Origin of the sequence: Clostridium sp. BJN0013 (genome assembly GCF_040939125.1) — a bacterium.
Taxonomy (GTDB): Bacteria; Bacillota; Clostridia; order Clostridiales; family Clostridiaceae; genus Clostridium_B.
In genome coordinates this window covers 1,002,911-1,024,682 of the sequence record NZ_CP162495.1, presented here as the reverse complement: position 1 = coordinate 1,024,682, position 21,772 = coordinate 1,002,911, and the positions used below count along the sequence as shown (strand labels likewise).

17 protein-coding genes, 1 other RNA gene and 1 other annotated feature are annotated in these 21,772 nt (G+C 31.0%); of the genes, 5 read left to right on the top strand and 13 right to left on the bottom strand.

Annotated elements, in window-relative coordinates; genetic code table 11:
• Positions 1-172: 172 nt before the first annotated feature.
• Both AB3K27_RS05430 and AB3K27_RS05425 read left to right on the top strand, forming a co-directional pair.
• Positions 173-352, top strand: coding sequence for a hypothetical protein (locus AB3K27_RS05430; protein ID WP_368490222.1), 180 nt, complete (start codon positions 173-175; stop codon positions 350-352).
• A gap of 166 nt (positions 353-518) precedes the next feature.
• Positions 519-2,057: a recombinase family protein gene (locus AB3K27_RS05425; protein ID WP_368490220.1), complete on the top strand. Its 1,539-nt coding sequence runs from the start codon at positions 519-521 to the stop codon at positions 2,055-2,057.
• Between the two features lie 2 nt (positions 2,058-2,059).
• Here the strand turns inward: AB3K27_RS05425 and AB3K27_RS05420 are convergent, their stop codons facing one another.
• The 5 genes from AB3K27_RS05420 to tnpA form a co-directional block, all read right to left on the bottom strand.
• Complete coding sequence (locus AB3K27_RS05420) at positions 2,060-2,941, bottom strand: LysM peptidoglycan-binding domain-containing protein (protein WP_368490219.1); 882 nt, start codon at positions 2,939-2,941, stop codon at positions 2,060-2,062.
• Positions 2,942-3,009: 68 nt separating this feature from the next.
• Positions 3,010-3,921: a PLP-dependent cysteine synthase family protein gene (locus tag AB3K27_RS05415; RefSeq protein WP_368490218.1), complete on the bottom strand. Its 912-nt coding sequence runs from the start codon at positions 3,919-3,921 to the stop codon at positions 3,010-3,012.
• A 20-nt stretch (positions 3,922-3,941) separates the two neighbouring features.
• Positions 3,942-5,087: a PLP-dependent aspartate aminotransferase family protein gene (locus AB3K27_RS05410; RefSeq protein ID WP_368490217.1), complete on the bottom strand. Its 1,146-nt coding sequence runs from the start codon at positions 5,085-5,087 to the stop codon at positions 3,942-3,944.
• Positions 5,088-5,090: 3 nt separating this feature from the next.
• A complete protein-coding gene (locus AB3K27_RS05405) occupies positions 5,091-5,723 on the bottom strand; it encodes a class I SAM-dependent methyltransferase (protein WP_368490216.1) in 633 nt (210 codons plus the stop codon).
• A 187-nt stretch (positions 5,724-5,910) separates the two neighbouring features.
• Positions 5,911-6,366, bottom strand: a complete 456-nt coding sequence (gene tnpA / locus AB3K27_RS05400; protein ID WP_368487531.1) for an IS200/IS605 family transposase — start codon at positions 6,364-6,366, stop codon at positions 5,911-5,913.
• Positions 6,367-6,516: 150 nt separating this feature from the next.
• Positions 6,517-6,787: a binding site (T-box leader), on the bottom strand.
• 482 nt (positions 6,788-7,269) lie between these two features.
• On the opposite strand from tnpA, the gene AB3K27_RS05395 reads away from it, so the two are divergent.
• Both AB3K27_RS05395 and AB3K27_RS05390 read left to right on the top strand, forming a co-directional pair.
• Entirely contained in the window at positions 7,270-7,791 is a 522-nt protein-coding gene (locus AB3K27_RS05395) for a sigma-70 family RNA polymerase sigma factor (protein ID WP_368490215.1), read from the top strand.
• The gene (locus AB3K27_RS05390; protein ID WP_368490214.1) at positions 7,781-8,740 is read left to right on the top strand and encodes a DUF4367 domain-containing protein; all 960 of its coding nucleotides are present in this window, start codon (positions 7,781-7,783) and stop codon (positions 8,738-8,740) included. Before AB3K27_RS05395 ends, AB3K27_RS05390 begins: the two co-directional genes overlap by 11 nt.
• Before the next feature lie 93 nt (positions 8,741-8,833).
• Here AB3K27_RS05390 and ssrS read toward each other — a convergent pair.
• The 8 genes from ssrS to AB3K27_RS05350 all read right to left on the bottom strand — a co-directional run bounded on the left by ssrS (position 8,834) and on the right by AB3K27_RS05350 (position 20,624).
• A non-coding RNA gene (ssrS, locus tag AB3K27_RS05385) (6S RNA) lies at positions 8,834-9,017 on the bottom strand.
• Positions 9,018-9,152: 135 nt separating this feature from the next.
• Complete coding sequence (fsa, locus tag AB3K27_RS05380; protein WP_368490213.1) at positions 9,153-9,800, bottom strand: fructose-6-phosphate aldolase; 648 nt, start codon at positions 9,798-9,800, stop codon at positions 9,153-9,155.
• Between the two features lie 96 nt (positions 9,801-9,896).
• The gene (gene surE / locus AB3K27_RS05375; RefSeq protein ID WP_368490212.1) at positions 9,897-10,634 is read right to left on the bottom strand and encodes a 5'/3'-nucleotidase SurE; all 738 of its coding nucleotides are present in this window, start codon (positions 10,632-10,634) and stop codon (positions 9,897-9,899) included.
• Between the two features lie 56 nt (positions 10,635-10,690).
• Entirely contained in the window at positions 10,691-14,143 is a 3,453-nt protein-coding gene (gene addB, locus AB3K27_RS05370) for a helicase-exonuclease AddAB subunit AddB (protein WP_368490211.1), read from the bottom strand.
• A 118-nt stretch (positions 14,144-14,261) separates the two neighbouring features.
• The gene (locus AB3K27_RS05365; protein WP_368490210.1) at positions 14,262-16,706 is read right to left on the bottom strand and encodes a sugar phosphate nucleotidyltransferase; all 2,445 of its coding nucleotides are present in this window, start codon (positions 16,704-16,706) and stop codon (positions 14,262-14,264) included.
• Positions 16,707-17,108: 402 nt separating this feature from the next.
• Complete coding sequence (locus tag AB3K27_RS05360) at positions 17,109-18,053, bottom strand: SPFH domain-containing protein (protein WP_368490209.1); 945 nt, start codon at positions 18,051-18,053, stop codon at positions 17,109-17,111.
• Positions 18,054-18,109: 56 nt separating this feature from the next.
• Complete coding sequence (locus AB3K27_RS05355; RefSeq protein WP_368490208.1) at positions 18,110-18,535, bottom strand: NfeD family protein; 426 nt, start codon at positions 18,533-18,535, stop codon at positions 18,110-18,112.
• 160 nt (positions 18,536-18,695) lie between these two features.
• Positions 18,696-20,624 (bottom strand): NAD(+) synthase, encoded by a 1,929-nt coding sequence (locus AB3K27_RS05350; RefSeq protein ID WP_368490207.1) that lies wholly within the window; start codon positions 20,622-20,624, stop codon positions 18,696-18,698.
• A gap of 254 nt (positions 20,625-20,878) precedes the next feature.
• On the opposite strand from AB3K27_RS05350, the gene AB3K27_RS05345 reads away from it, so the two are divergent.
• Positions 20,879-21,751, top strand: a complete 873-nt coding sequence (locus tag AB3K27_RS05345; RefSeq protein WP_368490206.1) for a S1 RNA-binding domain-containing protein — start codon at positions 20,879-20,881, stop codon at positions 21,749-21,751.
• The last annotated feature ends 21 nt before the right edge of the window (positions 21,752-21,772 follow it).

Genomic DNA, 21,772 nt, shown 5'->3' with positions numbered 1-21,772 from the left:
TTTAATAATTCATAATATCTCATCTAATTTATATAAAGAATACATTATTAAACTATAGATATGCTATAATATTTACCAAGAGAATAAAAATGTTTTTAGTTAGCCACCTCCCGGAATTTATCTCTTGCAAAAGAGGTCGTTGCGGTAATTGACAGCAGAGGAGGTGGCGAATTTGAGTGAAACTATCATTGCATTAGGATTTATATGTGTTACATCACTTGGCTTGACAGCTATGGTGATTGTAGGAACATATTTAAAAGATAGACTTGAAATTAAAGGTAAGTCTTCGGTTGGAAATTTGACTGAAAGTGAAATTTCTATGACTGCTGAAGATAAAAACTCAAAAAAGTAAAAATGCACCTTTCTGACAAAGTGCATTTTAGTTAAACCAAAAACATCTTAAAACTTAAAAACCGCAACGGCTTCTTTTAAATATATTATACCACGATTTGATTAAATTTAAACTAATTTAATTTAAATTTAATCTTATATATTGTAAAAAGGGGAATTTAATATAAATGAATATTGCCATATACAGCCGTAAATCAGTAGAAACAGATACTGGAGAAAGTATAAAAAATCAAATAGCAATTTGCAAAAGATATTTTGAAAGAGAAAATGAAGAATGTAAATTTGAAATATTTGAGGATGAAGGTTTTTCCGGAGGTAATATAAACAGACCTGATTTTAAAAGAATGATGCATCTGGTTAAACTTAAACAATTTGATGTGGTGGCAGTTTACAAAATAGATCGTATAGCCAGAAATATAGTGGACTTTGTAAATGTATTTGACGAACTGGACAAATTAAATGTGAAACTTGTATCTGTTACAGAAGGTTTTGACCCTTCTACTCCTATAGGAAAAATGATGATGATGCTTCTGGCTTCATTTGCTGAAATGGAAAGAATGAATATTGCCCAAAGAGTAAAGGACAATATGAGAGAACTTGCAAAGATGGGTCGTTGGAGTGGTGGAACTGCTCCAACAGGATATTCTATAGAGAGAATTAAGGAAGGTGGAAAAGAAGTATCTTATTTAAAGAAGGAAAAAGAAGCAGATAATATAAAAGAAATATTTAAAAAATACGCCAGTGGTTATACTGCTTTTGAAATACACAAATATTTTAAGCTTAAGGGGCTGAAATATAATCCCAAAACCATCTATGGTATTCTTACCAACCCAACCTATTTAAAGGCCACAGAACAGTCCATAGCTTATTTAAAAAACAGAGGTTATACTGTCTATGGAGAACCGAATGGACGTGGATTTTTGCCTTATAATCGAAGGCCAAGATATAAAGGTGTTAAGGCATGGAAAGATAAAAATATGTTAGTTGGTGTATCCAAACATGAAGCTGTTGTAGATTTAAATTTATGGATTGCCGTCCAAAATCAGCTTGAAGAAAAAACCGTTGCCCCTCATCCCCATGAAAGCAGTTTTACCTTTCTTACCGGTGGAATTATGAAGTGCAAATGTGGCTCTGGTATGGGAGTTTCTCCTGGCAGACAGAGAAGTGACGGAACCAGAAGATATTATTTTACATGCAGTGGAAAAAGATATAGACAAAATGGCTGTGATAATCTTTCCCTCAGAGTTGACATGGCTGAAAATAAAATTAATGATTTTTTGGAAAGCATGCGTGACAAAGAAAAATTAGTTGAATATCATAATAAAAATAAACAGAAATCCAATGTCTCCAATATAGGCAACGATATAAAAAACATTAATAAAAAGCTGGATTCAAACAAAAAGGCAATAGATAGTTTAATAGACAAAATGATATTGTTAAGTAAGGATGCGGCTAAATCACTTACCGGGAGGATAGAAGAACTCACCCAGGAAAACAATATGCTTAAAGAGGAATTATTGAAACTTGAAAGGGAAAAACTGTTTAATACTACCGACAAAGCAAATGTAAATTTACTTCACAATAGCATTAAACAGTTTTTACACACTGAATCTATGGAACAAAAGAAGCGACTTGCTAAAATTATATTTGATAAAATTATATGGGATAGTAGTACAAAGGAGCTGCAGATCTTTTTACGAAAGTGATGTTAATTAATCCGGTCAGCACCTCCTGACCACCCCCACTCATAAGTCATTATTATAACAAAATCAACTATCTCACCATGAACTCTATAATCATGAGCTCCATGCCAAGCACCAACTGTTACATCATATGTTTTAGGTGCTAATGCTGTTCCTACCACATATCCTAATGGGTGGGCTCTTGATACTAATTTTCTAAGAAAATTATTATATTCTTCTCTATCAGAAGGTGGAATCCTTTCAAAATCCACTATAACTCCATAATAGGATTTTTCATCCATGATGTTTATTATATTATCTATTAAAGTATTTTGAAGGTTTTCATTATTTAATATATTACTTATTAACTCTGTGTCAAAATTTGCTCCCGATAAATTTGTCACAGAAAGCAATGGTGCTACTCTGTTATTTCTTGCCACACTAATAATAGTTTCATCTCTAAGCGGAGTTAATCCTCCTTTTGCTGTAACATGATAACTAAAAGGAGTTATATAAGTCAAATATGGAGCTACATTATTTACAATCACGGTTTCCCTATCAGCATTAGAAGGTTGTATAAAAGCATTAGTTTCAATAACACCATAATTTTTTGATTTATCTGGTATTCTAAGTATCATTCCAGGATAAATAGATGAAGGATCGGAAATATTATTTAATTGGGCTATACTATTTACAGAGACACCAAATCTTTCAGATATAGACCATAGTGAATCTCCCGGTCTTACTCTGTATGCTCTTTCTTTGGTTGGAACTACAAGTGATTCTCCCACTACTAAACTTAACTGAGGCTGAATACTATTAGCATCTATAATACTATCTGGTGTAACGCCAAACCTTCTAGCTATAGACCATATAGAATCGCCAGGACGAACTACGTATATATTCAAATATAGGCGCTCCTTTTTTATTTATTATCATTAATCATTATATTCATTAATTCTATTTCTGTTCTAGCTTAATGATAAATATTTTTACTAAAATATCTATCACCTCTATCTGGAAATATTACAACTATATTTCCTTTATCTATAGATTGTACTAATTTTAGGACTCCTGCCATAGCTGCACCTGAGGAAGAGCCAACTATTAATCCTTCTTTTTCAGCCAGTTTCCTTACCATATAAAAGGCTTCTTCATCATTCACTTTTATGATTTTATCTACTAAACTCATATCCATAGTATCAGGAATAAAGTTATTACCTATACCTTCAATGCCATAGCATCCTTCAGCTCCTCCTCCCATAGTAGAACCTTCTGGATCAACTAAAATTGATTTTATATTTTTATTTTTTTCTTTCAAATACTTTACAATACCTGTAAAAGTTCCACCGCTGCCCGCACCAGCTACAAGATAATCTATATTTCCCTCCATATCCATATATATTTCAGGACCTGTAGTAAGGTAATGTGCCTTAGGGTTATCCTTATTTTCAAATTGCTTTAATGAAATTGAATTCGGTATATTATTAAGAAGTTCCTGGGATTTTTCTATGGCACCTAACATACCTTTTTCTTTTGGAGTGTTTATTATTTCTGCCCCTAATGCTTTCATCAATATCTGTTTTTCTTGAGAAAATTTTTCAGGGACTACAAATATAACCTTATATCCTCTATTTAATGCTCCAAGTGCAATTCCCAATCCTGTATTTCCTGCTGTAGCTTCCACTATGGTATACCCCTTATTTAAAAAGCCTTTTTTCTCCGCACCATCTATCATATATACTCCAATTCTGTCTTTTACACTTCCTCCTGGATTAAAATTCTCCAACTTGGCAAATATACCAACATTTTTCTTTACATTAAGGTTATTTAATTTTAGTATGGGAGTATTTCCTATCATTTCTTTTATGTCATTATAATAAACCATATTGGTACCCCTCCATTATATTATTTTGCAGATTCCAATGCATTTTTCAAATCTTCTACCAGGTCTTCTTTATTTTCAAGTCCCACAGATAGCCTAATTAGCCCATCTTCTATTCCGATTTCCTGTCTTATATCATAAGGTACTGCTGCATGGGTCATAGTGGCTGGATGGCATATCAAAGACTCCACTCCTCCCAGACTTTCTCCCAAAGTTATAAGCTTCAAGCCTTTAAAAAACTTATTTATATCCAATTTACTCCTTAACACAAAGGATATAATTGCACCCTGCCCTTTTGCCTGAGATTTTTGAATTTCATAATCATCAGTAGAAAACCCTGGATAGTATATTTTTTCTATCAAACTATTGCCTTTTAAAAAATCAGCTATATATTTAGTATTTTCATCATGTCTGTCCATTCTAACAGACAGTGTTTTTATTCCCCTTATGAGAAGCCAGCTGTCAAATGGACTTAATATCCCTCCTGTAGAATTTTGAATAAAGTGAATTTTCTCTCCTAATTCTTCATTATTTACTACCAGAAGACCAGCAATTAAATCACTGTGTCCTCCTAAATATTTAGTGGCACTATGAAGTACTATATCAGCTCCCAATTCTATAGGTTTTTGCAGATATGGAGTCATAAAGGTATTATCTACAATAGTCATCACTTTATTTTTTCTGGCAATTTCACTTATCCCCGCTATATCCGTTATAGTCATAAGTGGATTAGTGGGAGTTTCAATAAATATTGCTTTAACATTTTGATTTCGATTAAGACTCTCTTTAACTTTTTCCAGATTACTGGTATCTACTAATTCATACTCTAAATTAAAATTTTTAAATATCTTATCTACAACTCTAAAAGTTCCTCCATATACATTACTAGAAAGTATTACCTTATCTCCACTTTTAAAAAGCATAAGTACTGCTGATATAGCAGCAAGTCCTGATGCAAAGGCAAAACCTCTGTATCCTCCTTCTAAATCCGCAATTAACTTTTCTACAGCTTCTCTTGTGGGATTTCCTGTCCGTGAGTATTCATAGCCGCTATTTTTACCAAGTGCTTCTTGTTTGTAAGTAGAAGTTTGATATATGGGTACACTAACTGCTCCTGTAATTTTATCTCCATCTATTCCTCCATGTATCAACAATGACTCAATTTTCATTAATTATTCTCCTTCCTTGACCCCACTCGCCATAAATATTCCTGTTTCAGTATATTCACCTTTACTTGAATAAGCCTTACCTTTTAGATCTGTAGTCTCAATCCCTATTTTTTTAAATCCTGCTTCATCCATCCAATGTTTTATTTGTTCATGGGAAAATCCCAGCCATTCATCATGCATTTCAATTCTTGCCCACTCTCCATCATGTTCTTCTACATCTGATATGATAAATGTCCCTTTATTTTTTAGAATTCTATAGGCTTCTTTTACTACTTTTTCAGCATCCACAACATGATGAAGTGCCATATTCATATAAACAGCATCTATAGATTCATCAAATAAAGGAATATCCACTGCAGAACCTTTTATAGGATATATATTTTTTATTCCTCTATTTGAAGATGTATTATGCAATTCTTTTAACATATTTCTAGAATTATCTATAGAAAACACCAATTTTGCTTCTGAAGATAGAGCTAAAGAAATAAATCCTGTTCCACAGCCCAGATCTGCACATATTTTATCCTTTATATTAAACTTAGAAAGCACAATATACTTTAATCTATCCTCAAAATAATCTTCCCTAATTACATTCCATTTATCTGCAATAGAATCAAAATAAGCTACTGAATTCATAATTATTTATCCTCCTAAAATACACAATTAATTTTTAATTCTAAATAAAAAATGTTTTTCAAATTCCGGAATTTTGAAAAATAAATATCCACCAGCTTAGCTGGTGGTTTTTCCTAAGCCCTATAAGGGCACATTACCAGCATTATGCCTCAAGGCATCTTAAAGATCTCGCCAGCCGCAATTTATGTTACTTGCTACCCTTAAAAGGGTCCATGTATTCCTTCATACTTACTTGGTCGGCGATCATATCTTCTTTCTGTTGATTTCTTATATATTCTTCTATTGCTTTTTTATTTTTTCCAACTGTGTCTACATAGAATCCTCTGCACCAAAAGTGCCTATTTCCATATTTATATTTTAAATTTGAAAATCTCTCAAATATCATTAGACTACTTTTTCCCTTCAAGAATCCCATAAAACTTGAAACACTTGTCTTTGGTGGTATCGATAAAAGCATATGTATATGATCTTCACATGCATTCGCCTCTATTATTTCTACACCTTTCCATTCACAAAGTTTCCTTAATATTTTTCCTATCTCTTTTCTTTTTTCTCCATATATTTCTTTTCTTCTATATTTGGGTGAAAATACTACATGATATTTACATCTCCATTTAGTATGTGATAAACTATTACTGTCCATTTAGGGCAAACCTCCTTTGATTATAGATTTGGTTGACGAGACCTCTTCTATTTTATCAAAGTGAGGTTTTTTGTTCACCGCTTAAGCTATTCTGAACACACCTGCATAGCAGGTGGTTTTCATATAGACAATAAAAACCTTCTGCCTCTGTACAGAGGCAGAAGGTTACTTCCGCGGTTCCACTCTGTTTATCCCATATAAACTTAATAAAAACTATATAAATACAAGTTTACATGTGAAAACTCTTTATTGGTACAATCATACCTCAACGTTTTAACGTACGTACACGCTGAAATCTACTAAGATTCAACTCAGTGCTCCAAGATGCACTTCAATTACCTCCCACCAAAACTCCCTTACACCCAAGGGGAATTCTCTCTTGCAGTTTTGTGTAATCTACTCTTCTCATCATCGCAATTATTATTAATTTACTATGTATTAAATTTACAGTTTCATAATACTACATAAATTTAATATAATCAAGCAAAATATTATAAAATATTTTTATTTTTAAAATTAAAATATAAATTTATTTAATTTTATTATATACAAAAACATATAATTTGTTAATAAAATTTTATCTAAAGACTGAAATTAACTAACACCCAATTCTAATTATATTTTAAAAATATTAATTTCAAGAAAATTTAAATACTTTACAGTTTAAAATTCCTAATTTAAAATTAATTATAATGAGTGTTTTAATAAGGATTACTCAAAAATGCATATCAAAAACAGTTATATAACTAAAAAAATAATAATTTTTACACAAGATAAAAATTATAACCTATATATAGAATTACGGAATAACTCATATTTTTTAATTAACACTATGAAAATATGTCCATAAAGCAGGAGCATAAAATATGTATATTCCGTCTAATATAGAGAAAGGAGGATAATTTGGACAAAGAGCTGGAAAGGCTAATGAATTGTTATGGAAATGACATACTGCGAACTGCTTATATTTACCTTAAGGATATACACCTAGCAGAAGATGTCTTTCAAGATGTATTTGTAAAAGTTTATAAGAACTTTCATAAATTCAACGGCAAAAGCAGTGAAAAAACTTGGATACTTACTATAACTATAAACACCTGTAGAGATATACTTAGAAGTTGTTGGATAAAAAAAGTTCTACGATTTGATGATACTGAATATGGAATATTTAATTCTACAGAGAATTTAAATGACATAGAAGATACGGTAATTAAAAATATTGAATACGAAGATGTTTTAAAAAAGGTTATGGATTTGCCAAAAAAATACAAGGAAGTTATACTTTTGTATTATTATCAGGAGTTGTCCACCTCCGAAATAAGTAAAATTTTAAAGATACCTGAAGGTACTGTAAGAAGCAGACTTTATAGAGCAAGAGGAATATTAAAATATAATATAGGTGGTAGTATTGAATATGAAGGATAACATGAGAAATTTAAGGGAAATAACTAATTTAGTTTTAAAAGACATTCATGTAACTGAAAAGTTAAAAGATAGTACTCTAAAAAAATGTAAACGTAAAAAAAGATTAAAATTAAAACCTATATATGCTATAGGTATATTTACTGCAATAATTGTATTTACTTTAATAGATTATCAATATTATTATGCTAATTTCCATAACGATATAGCTAAGAAATATATATATAATAATCCTATTGCAAGAGTGTCTATTAAAGCCTTAGATAAAATTATAGGAAAATCCACAGATACGGAATTAAAAACTACAGAAGATAAATCAAAAAAATCTATACCTTCTACAGAGAATTCCTCAATTAACAGTGAAATTTCTCAAAACACCAAAAAAGATGTAGATTCAAACTCTAACTCTACTTCAGATTCAAATATAAATAATAACAATACTACTAAAGATCCGCAACCCAAATTAAATGATAATACTGAATACATAGCTAAAAATGAAAATCCAGAACCTGAAGATGAACCCATTACAAATCCAACAGAAGAGTTAAATAAAAATACTACTATTTCTCCAGATATGGTAAGTCTTGCTAATGCTCAAAATTATTTTGGAGGAACAATTTCTATGCCTTCTTATATACCAGAAAATTTTAAACTGACAGATATACATATTCCCGAAGATATAGAAACAGAAAAAATTATAACTATAGATTACAGCAGTCCTGAAAATAAATATTTCAAATTAACTCAAAGTAAAAAACTTTCTTCTAGTATTCCTGGGGAAAAAGTATCTATTAATGATGAAATTCAAGGCTACATATATATAAATAATGGCTCTGCTGCTTCAGATTCTCCTATAGTACAAATAGCATGGACTAAAGATAATATTGAATACACCTTATATGGTAACATATCTAAAGAGTCTATAATATCTATAGCAGAATCAATTAACTAACATCAATCTCTATTAATATCACCGCTTTCACTATATAATTACGTAAAAAGAGAGATTAAAATCTCTCTTTAAAAATCATAACCTTAACGATTACACTCATCCAAAATACCGATAAGCTTTATTTTGACACCTATATAACTACAGGTGGATGTCCTCACAGATGTCTTCATCTTCCTCGTATTAACAACTAACAGAGGATACATGTACCCATCTAAATATTGAACTTCCGTTTAAATAATGTAGTTCAAAAAAAAGCTTGCGTATATTTCAGAATATAATCAGTTATCTACAATTTATACTCAATTAACTTTTATTTCATAGTCATTATATAACAACCAATTTATTATGTCAACTATGTATTCTGAAAATTATTATATAATTAATGACAAATTTAGTAATTGTATAATACATATTATTTGTCAGAAACAGTTTCCCAATCTTTAAGAAATCTTTCTATTCCAAGATCAGTTAAAGGATGTTTACACATCTGCATTAAAACTTTATATGGAACTGTAGCAATATGAGATCCTACTGCAGCAGATTTAACCACATGTATAGGTCCTCTTATACTAGCAGCTATAATTTCAGTAACTATATTTTGTACTTTAAATATGGTTACTATTTCCTCTATTAATTTAATTCCATCCATACCTATATCATCTAGTCTTCCAAGGAACGGACTTACATATGTAGCTCCCGCTTTTGCAGCTAAAAGTGCCTGTGCTCCAGAAAAAATTAAAGTTACATTGGTCTTTATCCCTTCCTGTGAAAGAACTTTCACTGCTTTTAGCCCCTCTTGTGTCATTGGAATTTTTATTACAATATTCTTATGTATTTTTACAAGTTCTCTAGCTTCCTTTATCATACCTTCAGATTCTAAACTTATTACTTCTGCACTAATAGGACCGTCTACTATATCAGTTATTTCTTTTACCACTTCTTTAAAATTTCTGCCTTCCTTAGCAATTAAGGAAGGGTTAGTTGTAACTCCACATATTATACCCATCTCATTAGCTTTTCTTATTTCATCAACATTAGCAGTATCTATAAATAGTTTCATTAAAAATTTTCCTCCTCTTGTTTTGTATAATTAGAACTGATATATCTATAATTCTAGATCAAGAAAAATACAATATATAGTTTAAATACATACATATTATTTTTCAGCAAAAAGATTATTAACATCCTCTAATATTTTATAATTAGTTAAATCATAGTGCAAGGGACTAAGTGCCGCATATCCTCTTTTCACATAATATATGTCCGTATAATTGTAACTTAGCTCTTCTATCTTTTCTCCCTTATCATATATTTCCTGAAGATGATATTTGAATCCAACTCTGCATACCTTTAACCCCTTTATTTCCTCCCTAGGTAAACATGGTACATTTAAACTTAAAACTATATTTTCATCTTTACCTTTATATTTATCTTTATATATAGAGAAAACTTCCAGAGCATATTCCGCTGCTATATTGTAATCATAATTTCCTCCCTTAGTATCAAGGGATACAGCTATGGAAGGCACCTCACATATAGCAGCTTCTATAGCTGCAGATACAGTTCCAGAATATAATGAGTCTATACCTAAATTAAAGCCATTATTTATTCCAGATATAACCATATCTATTTGATCATTTCCCAATTTTCGCACTCCTAATCTGGCACAATCTGCTGGAGTACCATTAATGCTATAAGCTTTTGAATTTATTCCTTTAAGTTTTACTTCCTGTACAGTTAATTCACCTGGTACAGTAGTTATGCAATGACCGCTGCCACTTCGTTGTATATCCGGTGCTGCAATTATAACTTCATTATCTTTTTCAAAATGTTTAGCCAGTACGTGTATTCCTTCCGCCATTATTCCATCATCGTTAGTCAACAATAATCTCATTCTTTATCCTCCAATGCTAATTATAATGTATATTCAAATCAAAAATTATTAACGTCCTATTCTTCAATTTTATTTTCTATACTCCTCCATATTTCTTCATCACTTTTATCTTCAATTATTCTATATTTATTTCCTTTTATAGAAGTATCAAATTGACATATAGCCGAATATTCACAATAACTACAGCCATTTTTAGTTTTATTTTTATAAGGGGTAACTTCTATATTTCCAGCCAATATTTTTTTACATAAATCTGCTATAGTTTTTTTTACATACTTCCTTAGAATTTCAAACTGCTTTCTTGTGGCCAATGACGATTTGGACTTAGAAAGATTTCCATCCTTCTTTATGGAAACAGATATAATATCTGAACTCTTTTCCATACTAGTATCCATCTTTTTTATTACATTTACATCATTTAAAAGCAATCCATCCATTTTTAAACTTTTAGTTATTCTATCTTCTATTTCATGGTCAGATATATTTCCTTTAGTCTTTAGTATGGGGTCTTGTAACTTAAAATATAGTAATCCAGCAGGAATAGATTTCCCTTTAGTCATTTTATCAAACTCTGTAAGTATAGCATCCAAATATATTAAAAGCTGTAATTGAAAACCATAATATACGTCAGAAAGTCTAAATTCCTTGGTACCTGATTTATAATCTACTATTCTAATATAAGTTGTTATATCTTCCCTTGCTGTATCTACTCTGTCTACTTTTCCTGTAAGACTAACTTTTTCTCCTGAATCTAACTCTATTGAAATAGAAGGAAAATCACCTATTTCACCAAAGACAAGTTCATAGGCCCTAGGTATAAAATTCCCTTTTTTCATATGTTGTGCTATAAGCCATACCGACCTTGTAAGTGTTTTCTTTAATTTATCTGTAATATGTTTATATTTTTTAGAACTGTTTAGTATGAAATTAGGACTATTGTCTAAAGCATTATCTATTAAAGCCTTTACATTTTCTTCGCAATATCTTTCATCTACACTCTCCCAGGTTAAATTTTTTTCTTTTAGCTTAATAGAAAATCTTTCAAGTATGCCATGCATAAAGCTTCCTAGATCTGGAGCACTTAAACTATACATTTCCCTGTCTTTAACTTTAAGTCCATATTGTACAAAATACCCAAAAGGACATTGTGCAAATTTTTCTAACCTTGAAACGCTCATATTTAGATGTTTTCCATAAAGCCTTCTAATCTTAGCTAAATCTGAAATTTTAATTTCATTATTGTAATAAAATGCACCTAACACTGTCTCTAGTCTTTTATTCCAGATTTCATGTTCTCTGTACCACCTATAGACACCTATCCAAAGTAAATTTATATTTTCTTTATGGCCTAAATTTTTCCTTATATTTGAAATTAACATATTAAAGGTGGCTTTAGGACTGTTTACAGCTTCTATTCCCTCTTCACAGCCTGATGCATCCAACAAATTGCTTTTTTCCTGTAATTTAGGAAATAATTTTTTTATCATGGATATAACGACAGAAGGTCTTTTAGCTTTCCCTTCTTCATCGCTCATAGAATAAGTCAATGTTAAATATTTATCTACTATGGTTAATGTAGAATATATTAAAAATTGTTCTTCGAAAGCCCTGCTTCTTGTATTAGGTGCTATTTCCAATCCATTTTCCTTAAGTTCATCCCTATCCTGATCTGTAAAAATTCCCTCTGGCAATATAGTTACAGGAAAGATTCCATCATTGACGCCAGCTATGTAGAGTGCACTTATATTATAACTCTTTATTCTGGTTATATTACTTACCAAAACTTGATCTAACGCAGGAGGTATTACCCCTATTTCATATTGCGAAAAACCTATTACCAATAGTTCGTTAAATATTTCCATACCAAAAGATTGGTCTCCTATTACGTCTACAATTTGATCCAATACATCTACCACTATATCCCAGATTTGACTATACTCATTTGCCTTATCTAATTTATCACTATTTCTGAATTCTATTATAAGTTCTTCTACCTTTTCTGGTATTTTTAACTCACATAAAAAATTATATAATCCCTCACATATATGCCTTCCTTTTTTCCTTCCTTTTATATCAGAAGAAAGTTTTAAAATTGGTTCTCTAACCTTATTCCTTATGAAATTTATTCTATTTAAATATTCTTCCTCCTCTTCACAGTCACCCTCTTTAAAATTACCATAATTTATCTTAAAACTCCAAGGTTTTGTATCCAGCCATTGTTTTCCCCTTATTCCATTAGCCAGCACATAATTCTCCAGCATATCTATATCATCAAATTCTAAATCCAAAAGTCCTGTTTTTAAATATCTAAACACAGACTCATAAGACCAGTTTTTAGCCAATATCTCAACGGCAGAAATTATTAAAACTACAATTTGGTTATGAATAATTTCTCTTTTTCTATCTATAAAATAAGGTATGTCATATTGATTAAATACTGCTTTTATTAAATTTTCATATTCATCTAAATCTCCTGTAACCACCGCAATATCCTTAAATCTAAGATTTTTGTCCCTGCAAGCTTTTACTATGTCTCTTGCAATATAATCTATTTCAGTATATTTATTTAAAGCTTTGAATATCTTTATGTCTTCTGTAGATTCTTCATAACTCTTATAAGGATATGAGAACAAAGAATGTTGAAGGTGTTGAAGTGCGGTACTATTTTTAAATCTATAGCAGGGACTACACCTTAAATTTACTGGTTTGTGATAGGTTATATTATTTTCTTTTGCTATTTGTAAAATCTTTTGCTCTGTAATTTTAATAGGTAAAAACAAGTCCATGCTTTCCCTTTCTGAATATTCCCCCAATGCATCCATACATAAGGTTATATTTACTCGATACGCACTGCACATAATTTTTTCTATTACACTGTATTCCTGGGGGGTAAAAGTGGAAAATTCATCTATCCAAACCTCTGCATTTTTAAAAATAGTAGACTTATCTAATTTTTCACATAGGCTGTGCAATGTATCTTCTAAATCTATATAATTTTTACTAAGCCTATTTTGAAATTCCAAAAATAACATTCCTATATCTTCTAACTTATTTTTTAAACTTTTATTTTCTATCCTATCTAAATTTTCCTTTAAGATTTCAGGAGATATATTGTACTTCTTCAATTCTCCTATTATATCTGAAACCAAGTTTACAAAACCCCGTTTTTTTGCAGAAGTTTTGTAAACTTTTAATTTATTCTTATTTTCTTCTATTATTTTATACAAAAGTATATTTTTGCCCGCATCATTTATGTGTTTTTTAATTCCTCCTCCTACTTCATCAAATACTTTTTCAGCCATCCTTCTAAAACTAAGCACCTGCGCCTTTAAAGTTCCCTTTTCTCCTATTGACTTTATTAAATTTTTCTCTGCCTGAAAGGAAAATTGTTCTGGAACTAGAAGTATTAGATTTCTGTCACTACCTTTTTGTATTCTTTTTTTAATATCTTCAAGACAATAATAACTTTTGCCACTACCTGCCCTTCCATATATAAACCTTATACTCATAATATAATCACACCTATGCTACTAAAAATTGATCCTACTTTTATATATTATTTACTGTTTTTTATCTGTTATATATAATTTTAAAGTATATAAAAATAAATAACAAGTAGAAGATATTTTAGTATTCTTTAGTTATAGTAGTAATTTTATTTAAAATATCATCTGTAAGTTTATTAAGCTTTTTATAATCACTGCACTCTGTATATATCTTACATAAAGGTTCATCTGCATCCGGCATCACTAAAACCCATCCGTCTTCAAAATTAAGTTTTACCCCTTCAATTAAATCTATAGATTTTGAAGTATTTTCTTCTATTAAATTTCTCATTAGTCTCCCTTTCATATTCCAAGGACACTTTATCTCTTTTTTCAAAGTATAGTATTGAGGAATAGTAGAAGTTATCTGGGAAAGAGTTCTGTTGCAATTTGCCATAAAATTAATAATCATGGCACATACACTTACTGCATCTAATGTCATAAGATATGCACTTACTATATCCCTCTCACTTAAATAAGGAGTATTTTTTAAATAAGTTTCCAGTATAAATTTATGGGCGGTCTTAGTCCTTATAAATTTACATCCACATATTTTTGCCAGCTTTTCCATGGTGGAAGAGGCTGTAACTGGAACTACTAAAATTTTTATGTCATGGGTTTTAAGCATAACCAGTGCATTTAAAGCATCATATAGATTGTCCTTTATTATACTTCCCTTTTCATCTATAATAACTGGTTTTTTACATTCCTCATCTATTTCAATTCCAAAGCTCGCACTATCTTCTACAACTTTTTTGGCCAGCCCTTTGGTATCTCCAAATCTATCATAAAGTTTTACCTCTACTTTAAGCTCTCTTAAAATTTCACTTATTACTTCGAGTACCATAGGATCTTCTATACTTAAAATTGCCCTATATTTCTGAATTTTTATATTTTCGAGAGAAAGTCCATTTATAAGCTGTCTTTCATAATACTCCAGACAATTGTATATATGTTCCATATGTTTAAACTTATCTGATCTAACTCTCCTAAAATCTTCTCTTATAAAACTACTTTCTATCTTTCTCTCTATAGCTCTGTCTATATTAAGACCATTTTTATCCATAAATATTATAGTAACCTTCTCCGGCGTACTTCTATTTACACATACATAAATTCCTGCCTGAGCTCCAAAAAAAAGAATTGACTGCCTTATAAAGACCATTGGCATCTTTTTTAAGTCTATAACTTCCATACCCATGGATAAAAGCCCTGTGGCCAGGGAATATTTGAACATCTGTGCCGCTCCATTATCACTGCAGGCTATAGCAACCCTGGAATCTGCCTTTAGAACAGAGCCATAGGCAGAACCAAGCTTTGATACAAACTCTGGAGTTATATCTACATTTATCTCTCCACTAATACCATTTTTGCCAAAAATGGATTTTGATGCTTTTTCTTTCCATATAATATTAGAACTTACCAAAGTGCCGCTTTCTATTATCTTATTGGGCCATATTTTAACTCCCGGCTTTATTATGGCCTTATCCTTTATGATAGTGTCATTTCCAAGGGCAGCTTCTTCAAATACAGAACACTGAGATTCAACTTGAACTTTCTTACAAAGTACGGCGCCTCTTATTTGCGCCTTGTCCCCTATATAACAGTTATTAAAAAGTATGCTTCTTTTTATGGTGGCATCCTGAGAGATAATATTATTTTCTCCTAATATAGTATAAGGACCAATTTGGGCATTCTTATATATTTTACTGCCCCTCCCTATATATACAGGCCTTAAAATTTTAGCCTGAGGACTTATTTCACAGTCTTCTCCCATCCATATATCTTCTCCATACTTCTCTGCTTTTATATTTATATTTGCAAGCCCCTTCAATACATCAAAATGACATTTCATATACTGATCAATATTTCCTATATCACACCAATATCCCTGTGATACATACCCAAACACAGGTACTTTTTCCCTAAGCAAAATAGGAAAAAGGTCTCTGCTGAAATCAAATTTCTTATTTTTATCATAATATTTAAAAATATCCGGTTCTAAAATATATATTCCTGTATTTATCTTGTCACTGAATACTTCCCCCCATCCCGGCTTTTCCAAAAAACCAGTTACCTTTCCTTTATCATCTGTAACTACCACTCCAAATTCTAATGGTACTGATTCCTGCTTAAGTACCAAAGTGGCTACAGCATCTTTACTCTTATGATAGGCAATTGCTCTGGATAAATCTATATCTGTAAGGGCATCTCCACTTATAACAATAAAGGTGTCATTTAAAAATGCCTCTCCATTTTTAACACTTCCTGCAGTACCTAATGGGGTTTCCTCTATAAAATAACTTATATTTACTCCAAAATCTTTGCCATCCCCAAAATAATTTATTATTTCATCGGGCAAATATTGTAGGGTGACTCCAATATCTTCTATTCCCGTATTTTTAAGTAGTTCTAAGGCATACTCCATTATAGGTTTATCCATAATGGGCATCATGGGTTTAGGTATGTTACAGGTTAGGGGCCTTAACCTGGTTCCTTCTCCTCCTGCCATTATTATAGCTTTCATAAATATCACACCCTTCATCTATTTTTAATATTAGATTTTATTTTCTTCTTTAGTTTCAACTGTTTCACAACCACTTGATACTTTATTATATATTAGTATATTCTATAATATTACAATTACTTGCCCATTCCATCTAAAATATATCAAGTAATTCTAAGGTTCAGGTGGAGTTTGCTTATAAGAAATGCTTTTCTCCAACTGAACCTTATTAACAGTATTCTTAGTGCCTTTAGCACTTAGAATACGTTATCCTTTAGGGGAAGAACTTATCCAGGCGCATAGCAGTGCTTACCCCCCACTTTGAAGAAGCTTGGGTGCTAACTAATTACCGCGTTCGGATAAAAAATAAAGCCTGACAAGTTATTCTATTAACCTTGTCAGACTCTATATCTTACTTTAAATTTATTTAACTTTATTTACTTGCAGCATATCAGCTATTGCTGCCATATTTCCAAGAGAAGATACTGCTTCATTTGGAAGTATAAGTTTATTCGCTGGATTTTTAGCCATTTCTTTTAATGCCTCTATTTGTTTTAAAGCTATTACCTTTTCATCTGTGCCAGAATCTATTATGGATCTATTCACTAAATTAATAGCTTCAGCTTCTGCTTCTGCGACAGATTTTATTGCCATTGCCTTACCTTCTGCTTCCAGCATTTGAGATTGTCTAAGTCCTTCTGCCCTTCTAATATTTGCTTCCTTTTCAGCTTCGGCTTGAAGTATTTTAGCCTGTTTTTCCCCTTCTGCTCTGGCTATATCACTTTGTTTTTGTCCTTCTGCCTGAAGTATTACGGCTCTTTTATCTCTTTCAGCCCTCATCTGTTTTTCCATAGCCTGTTGTATTTCAGAAGGAGGCATGATATTTTTGATCTCTACAGATAATATTTTTATTCCATAGGCATCTGTTATATCATCTACCACTCTTAAAAGTTCTCCATTTATTTGATCTCTTCCTGAAAGCACCTCATCTAAAGTCATGTTACCTACGATATTTCTCATATTGGTAATGGTTGAAAAAACTATACCTGCCCTATAATCTTCTATATTGTATATAGCATCCTTTGGACTTAATACTCTATAGAAAATAACATTATCTATAGATATTTTTACATTATCTTTGGTTATAACACTTTGAGGTTCAATATCCAGTATCTGCTGTTTAGTTGAAACCTTTCTCCTTACAAAATCAATAAAAGGAATTATAAAGTGCCACCCTGGCTGAAGTACTCTGTGAAATTGCCCCAGTCTCTCTACAATTGTAACATATCCTGTATTTACAATTTTAATAGAAGACACCACCGCTGCTAAAATAATTATAACTATAATTAAAATTATAATTTTACCCATAATACTTATCCTCCTTCAACTATAAATAATTGATGATTGTCCTAACATACACATGCTCATATTTTTTCTATAACTAATCTATTCCCTTCTATTGCAATTACTTTTACTATGTCCCCTTTTTTTAAAGTATATCCCTGTTTTTTTATATTCCAGTAAACTCCATCAATTTTTAAGCCATTATTTTTTACCATTTCTTCATCCACAACAATTTCCTTTCCCACATAGGTCTCTTCTCTAAGAGGAGTAGGTTTTACATATTTTTTAATATTTTTTTTCACTATTGGGTAACAGATAATTATAAATACTGCACTAATTACCACAAATACTATAAGCTGAATTATAAAAGGATAATTTAATATTTCAGCTATAATTGCTCCAATAGCTCCTACTGTAAACCATACAAATAAAAAACTACTTGTTATTATGTCCAACGATAAAGCTGCTATTCCAATTATAACCCATAAAATAATACTGTTATACATATATCCTCCTTTCTAAAATACTTTATTTAAATGATATCAATTGCTAACACTCCCATGTTCTCCAAAGTGAAAAATAAGCACTGCTACTACACGCCTGGATAAGTTCTTTTAAGGTTTAGATAGAGAAAAGCAATTCTTTATGAGCAAACTCCACCTTAATCTAAGAATCACTTGATTCAATCCACAAATTAAAGCTGGCATCTGAAGGCATTCTCCAATCCCCTCTTGGAGATAAACTTACAGTACCCACCTTAGGACCATCTGGAATGGCAGAACGCTTAAACTGCTGGGTAAAAAATCTCTTTATAAATATATTAAGCCACTTTTCAATAACACTACTATCATAATCCTCTTTAAATGCATGTTTTGCTAAAAACAATATTTTTTTGTGGGAATAATTATGTCTTACAAAATAATACAAGAAGAAATCATGAAGTTCATAAGGTCCCACTATATCTTCAGTTTTTTGACATATTTCACCGTCTTTTCCTTTAGGAAGTAGTTCTGGACTTACAGGAGTATTTAATATATCTATTAAAATATCTGCTATATTTTTTGAAACTTCCCTATCTGCTGCATATCTAACCAGATATCTTACAAGAGTTTTAGGCACAGAACAATTTACCCCATACATAGACATATGATCTCCATTATAAGTACACCATCCAAGAGCCAGTTCCGATAGATCTCCTGTACCAATTACTAAGCCACCTTCTTTGTTGGCTATATCCATTATAATTTGGGTTCTTTCTCTTGCCTGAACATTCTCATAAGTTACATCATGTATATCCCTGTCATGGGATATATCTTTAAAATGTTGGAGACAGGAAGCCACTATATTTATTTCTCTAAGTTCCGCACCTAAATTTTTACATAAACTCACTGCATTATTATAAGTCCTGTCTGTAGTTCCAAACCCCGGCATAGTTATAGCTATTATATTTTTCCTTGAAATTTTAAGAATGTCAAAGGTTTTCACTGTAACTAACAATGCTAAAGTGGAATCAAGTCCTCCAGATATACCTATAACCGCTTTTTTCAAATTAGTATGGCTTACTCTTTTTGCCAGGGCAGAAGTCTGTATGTTAAATATCTCTCTACATCTTATTTCTCTCTCATCTCCACTTGATGGCACAAAAGGATGTTTATCAACACTTCTATCAAATTCTCCATAATCTAGAGTTTTAAACTGAAATTCTACGTTTACAGACTTCTGTGAAAGTTTTTTTATATTATCCCTAAAGCTCACATTTTTCAGCCTTTGGTTATTCAATCTACCCAAATCTACAATTGAAGTGATAACTTCATTTTTCCTGTTAAATCTCTGGTTGGCTTTTAATACTGTACCGTTTTCACAAATACACAGATCTCCACTAAATACTAAATCTGTAGAGGATTCAAATACTCCAGATGAAACATACATGTAGGAACACATACACCTGGCACTTTGAGAGGATACTAAATTTCTTCTATAAAAAGATTTACTTACAATTTCATTGGATGCTGAAAGATTTCCTATGATATTTGCACCCATAAGGGTTAAATAACTGCTTGGAGGTATTACGGCCCACAAATCCTCACATATTTCAAAAGCAAATTTAAATTTTTCACAGACAAATATTAGATTTACTCCAAAAGGTATGTCCTTTTGAAAATACAAATCCACCCTCTCATCTATAATATGCAGTCCTTCTGTAAACCACCTTTTTTCATAAAACTCTTCATAGTTTGGAATATAGCTTTTAGGAACAATGCCCAAAATTTCCCCATCAAATATTATATAAGCACAATTGTATAAGCAATAATTAAATACAAGAGGTGCTCCTACTGCTATAAGTATATCTTTATCCTTGGAATAATCACAAAGCTTTTTTAAAGCCTCTGTGGATTTTTCCAGGAGCAATTGCTGTTCAAAAAGATCTGCACAGGTATAGGATGTCATGGAAAGCTCTGGAAATACCACAAGTTTTGATTTTTCTGCTAAAGCCTTATCTATACATATCTTTATATTATTTAAATTAAATTCTATATCTGCTACATTTGTTAAGGGGCATGCTGCTGCTATCCTTATAAAATCCATTGATGACATATTTCTTCCTCCTTGGTAATAGTCTAATCTTATTATATACTTATATGTATTATAAGTATAGATACAAAATATTTGTTCTTCAGGTATATGAATTTCCTTCTCTAAATTATATATTTTAAAAATGTACTATCAATTTCAAAAGTTATTTTATTATATTAAAATAAGTTTTATAAAATTGGCTGACATAAATAATAATAATAGTATATAATAAGCTGTGGATGAAATTTAGGAAATATAAAGGAAGTGAAAATTAATTGATTTTTATAGGAAAATTTAATACTCTAAAAATAGTTAGGAAAGCATCTTTCGGATATTATCTGGATGCACAAACCGGTAAAACTAAAGATGATATACTTCTTCCAAAAAGTAATGATGAAGAAGATCTTCTCTCTGTGGGAGATGAAGTAAATGCTTTTATATACAAAGATTCAAAGGACAGACTGATAGCCACTTTAAAGGCTCCTAAAGCTACAGTAGAAAACCTTGCTTATTTAAAAGTAGTATCAAATACAAGTTTTGGAAGTTTTATAGACATAGGACTGGAAAGAGATGTTCTTGTACCCCTTTCAGAGCAAAAATACCCACTGCTTCCTGAAAAGTATTATCTTTTTTACATATATTTAGATAAAACCAACAGAATAGCAGCTACCACAGATATAGATAAATATCTCTTTACAATAACTGATACTAAACCAGAACAAATAGAACAAAAATATATTATAGGTTCTGAAGTAACTGGCATAGTCTATGGATTTCAAACTAACGGCAGTGCCATGACAGCTGTGGATAATCTTTATAGGGGTGTAATACTAAAAAATGAATATTACATAAATCTTTATCCCGGTGATGAACTAAAGCTTAGGATAAAGAACATATATGAAGATGGTAAACTAGGTCTTACTCCAAGAAAAACGCCCAAATATGAAAGAATATCCCTGGAAGAATCTATTTTAAATTATCTGAAAAATCACAATGGATTTATGCCTTATAATGACAAGAGCTCTCCTGAAGATATAAAACGTGTTTTTCATGAAAGTAAAAATTACTTTAAAAATGCCTTAGGCGGACTTATGAAAAGAAACTTAATAACACAGGATGAGAAAGGCACAAAACTTAAAAATCTTTAAAAAATTTTTTGAAGTTCTAAG